The sequence below is a fragment of the Candidatus Agathobaculum pullicola genome, assembly GCF_052117205.1.
GTDB lineage: Bacteria > Bacillota > Clostridia > Oscillospirales > Butyricicoccaceae > Agathobaculum > Agathobaculum pullicola.
Genome location: NZ_JBQKJP010000080.1, coordinates 1 through 3,645 on the forward strand (window position 1 = coordinate 1; position 3,645 = coordinate 3,645).

Here is a 3,645-nt window from a genome sequence, read left to right on the forward strand (position 1 = left end):
TTTCCAAGCAGCTTGCTGTCCATAACCGCCGTTCCAACAACTTTCCCATGAGGCCTCTAGGTTGGCTTTCTCCTTTAGAGTTCACTGTCCAATATGTTTGACAAACCTACAGAAAATTTCTAAAAGAACAGAAAAAACGATTGACAAAGTGTGCGTTGCAGCGTATACTATTTAAGCACGAATTCGCACACCTCGTGATGAAAGCAGCCGGTGACGGATCGAGTTCGATCGGTTGCTGCTGTCAGATGATCAGGGGTGGAGGAAACAACCAAGGAGGAAAATAAAATGGCAGTAATCTCTATGAAGCAGCTTCTGGAGGCCGGCGTACACTTCGGCCATCAGACCCGCCGCTGGAATCCGAAGATGGCAACCTACATCTTCACTGAGCGCAATGGTATCTATATCATTGACTTGCAGAAGACCGTAAAGAAGCTCGAGGAAGCTTATTTCTTCGTGCGCGATATGGCAGCAGCCGGTGAGTCCATCCTGTTTGTCGGCACCAAGAAGCAGGCGCAGGACGCAATCAAGGAAGAGGCTGAGCGCTGCGGTCAGTTCTATGTCAATGCACGTTGGCTGGGCGGTATGCTGACCAACTTCAAGACCATGCGTACTCGTATTGCCCGCCTGAACCAGCTGCAGAAGATGCAGGCGGACGGCACCTTTGATCTGCTTCCCAAGAAGGAAGTCATCAAGCTCCAGCTCGAAATCGCCAAGCTCGAGAAATACCTCGGCGGCGTTAAAGAAATGAAGAAGCTCCCGGGCGCACTGTTCGTGGTTGACTCCCGTAAGGAGAAGAATGCAATCGCAGAAGCCCGCAAGCTGGGTATCCCGATTGTTGCTATTGTTGATACCAACTGCGATCCGGACGAGATTGACTATGTTATCCCGGGCAACGACGACGCAATCCGCGCCATCAAATTGATCTCCCAGACTATGGCAAACGCTGTACTGGAAGGCAAGCAGGGAGAACAGCTCGAAGTTGAGGCTAAGGCTGACGAAGCTAAGGCTGAGGCGTAATTCTGATATTGTAATTTTCCGCAGGGCGCGATGCCCCCGGCGTGCCGTCCGGTTTTGGCCGTGTAGCGGTGCCGGGCTGTCGCGCCCTGCGGCTTTGATGAAAAAACTTAATTTGGAGGAATAAAAAATGGCTTTTACTGCTGCTGACGTAAAGAAGCTCCGTGAAATGACCAACGTAGGCATGATGGACTGCAAGAAGGCACTGACCGAGGCAGACGGCGATTTCGACAAGGCAATTGAACTGCTGCGTGAAAAGGGTCTTGCGAAAGCTGCAAAGAAGGCGGATCGCATTGCGGCGGAAGGTGTTGTCTGCGCGACTGTTTGTGATGACTGCGGTGTAGGTGCGATCGTTGAGGTGAACTCCGAAACCGACTTTGTTGCCAAGAATGCTGATTTCCAGCAGTTTGTATCTGAGTTGGCTGGCGTTGTCATGAAGGAAGCTCCGGCTGATGTTGAAGCACTCAAGGCTTGCAAGATGGGCGATCTGACCGTGCAGGAAGTGCTGCAGGAGAAGGTTCTTACCATTGGTGAGAACATCCAGATTCGTCGCTTTGTCCGTTTTGACGAGTCCACTGTTAATGTTGCTTACACGCACATGGGCGGTGTTATCGGTGTTCTGGTTGGCTTGCAGGTTTCCGATAACCTCAAGGGCAACGCGACCGTTAAGGAACTGGGCAAGGATATCGGCATGCAGGCAGCTGCGATGAATCCGTCCTTTATGGACAAGTCTGAGGTAGACGAGGCTACTTTGGCCAAGGAAAAGGAAATTCTCCTAATTCAGGCACTCGAGGAGAACAAGACCGCTGCCAAGCCGAAGCCGGAGCAGATCATCCACAAGATGGTCGAGGGCCGTATCGGAAAGTACTACGAGGAGAACTGCCTCCTGCAGCAGGCGTTTGTCAAGGAGAACAAGGTTTCTGTCGAGCAGCACATCGCAGCGGTTGCAAAGGAGCTGGGTGGCGAAATCAAGCTGGTTAAGTGCGTACGTTTTGAGAAGGGCGAAGGCATCGAGAAGAAGCAGGACGATTTCGCGGCAGAAGTTGCTTCGATGGCGAAGTAATTTATCTTGTTGTAATTCCTAACTGAAAAACGCACCAATTCACCCACGAATAATGAGCAAAACGAGGCTCGGAGAGTAACGTAAAGTTACCCTCCGGGCCTTTTTTTGTCCTTGTGGGACGGACACGAGAAATAGAGATTGAGAGTGAGCACGCTATGACACATAAAGAGGGAATAGGTCACTTAACGAATGACTGGTACATGGATCAGGATAGCGGAAAAATCTGCATTGATGCCGAGAAAGCAGATGCCTTTCTGGAGGCAGTTGGACTGGGGATCAAAGCAATGAAAGCCCTGAGCGCTGAGCCAACCGAAGATCAGCCGCTCTCGCTGGAACAAATGCGTGAAATGGCAAATAAACCATACTGGCACGTTGGGTTAAGAGAGGAAAGCGCGCCGCCCCATTGGAGCATATTAGACCCGCTGCTTGCATATCACCCGGAAGATTACGAATATGGGAAGGATTGGCTGGACTATGCTTACCCGCCCATCAGAGCCAAAAGAGAGACGCTAAACTGCGCCGGTTGCGACTAGCTGGATCGTGAATGCGTGCCATGCGCTCATTGTATCCGGGCGGCAGGATACGCAGATTATTATAAGCCGCAGGAAGCGTCTGAATGATGAGTGGAGTGTCCCACCGGGGACCTGCAAATAAGCGCAAGTAAATCTTTGCCCGCAAAACACTAAATACAGATAAATCGAGATCGCAGATACAAAATATAGTGTTGTTTTCATTGGTCCCATGGTGGCCTGCAAATGACCGCAAATAAAGCCAAAAACCACAAGATACAGAAAATACAACATGAAAAAGCACAATATGTGCCGCTATTTTACCGGCCCAATCATTGTCCGTGATAGAATGACATGACAAAGAGGGAGCTGCTTACATGCAAACGAGCCATAACGCATTCTTCAAGGAGGGCCCATTCTCCGAGGAGGAAGAGGCAGTCCTGCAATACCTTGATGGACTAATCGATACAGCCAAACAGACGATCTTCATATCGCGCGTTGCCACTCGTTTGAATTACGATTACTGGGAAAGCGCTGCAATCCTTTCGAGCCTCGCCGATGCCTGGATTCTGATGCAGCATGATGTCCTGTGCTGTCCCGAATGCGGATGTATCATCAAGAGCGTAGATGGAGCAGAGGGGACTGGTACAGAACATTGCGTACATTGCGATGCACAGGTGGATATGAGTGGCGAAGGTTACCTGGATTGCATTGAAGTCCGGTATGCGCTTGTGAAAACTGAAGCCAGCCGTTTTGCGTAATTCCCTATATATCCGTCATTAAAAGGCGTGCATGACGATTGGCGAGGAAATCTGTTATCTGAACAATGAGCGGATCAATGTGCCCGATGTCGTTCTTGTTGATTCGAAAAACGATACAAATATCGCAGAAAGGCATGATCCGTATGGAAATGATACGTTTGATAAAAGGCCCCTCGGACAAGGAACTGTGATATGCTCCCTCTATGAGAGACAGTGAAATAAAACACTGTCAATCATGGAGGGGGCACTTCTATGTCACAAAAGTCAAAAGTAAGTATTGAAGAAAAGACAAAGATGG

At 49.7% G+C, this 3,645-nt stretch carries 4 protein-coding genes; all 4 read left to right on the forward strand.

What is annotated here, in order from left to right; translation table 11 throughout:
- The first annotated feature begins 285 nt into the window (after positions 1–285).
- The 4 genes from rpsB to ACTQ3V_RS15280 all read left to right on the forward strand — a co-directional run bounded on the left by rpsB (position 286) and on the right by ACTQ3V_RS15280 (position 3,347).
- Positions 286–1,017, forward strand: a complete 732-nt coding sequence (rpsB, locus tag ACTQ3V_RS15265) for a 30S ribosomal protein S2 (protein ID WP_441468251.1) — start codon at positions 286–288, stop codon at positions 1,015–1,017.
- Between the two features lie 127 nt (positions 1,018–1,144).
- Complete coding sequence (gene tsf, locus ACTQ3V_RS15270) at positions 1,145–2,077, forward strand: translation elongation factor Ts (RefSeq protein WP_441468252.1); 933 nt, start codon at positions 1,145–1,147, stop codon at positions 2,075–2,077.
- Between the two features lie 155 nt (positions 2,078–2,232).
- Positions 2,233–2,610 carry a hypothetical protein gene (locus ACTQ3V_RS15275; protein ID WP_441468253.1) on the forward strand — a complete coding sequence of 126 codons (378 nt, stop codon included), beginning with the start codon at positions 2,233–2,235 and terminating at the stop codon, positions 2,608–2,610.
- A 353-nt stretch (positions 2,611–2,963) separates the two neighbouring features.
- A complete protein-coding gene (locus ACTQ3V_RS15280) occupies positions 2,964–3,347 on the forward strand; it encodes a hypothetical protein (protein ID WP_441468254.1) in 384 nt (127 codons plus the stop codon).
- Positions 3,348–3,645 lie beyond the last annotated feature (298 nt).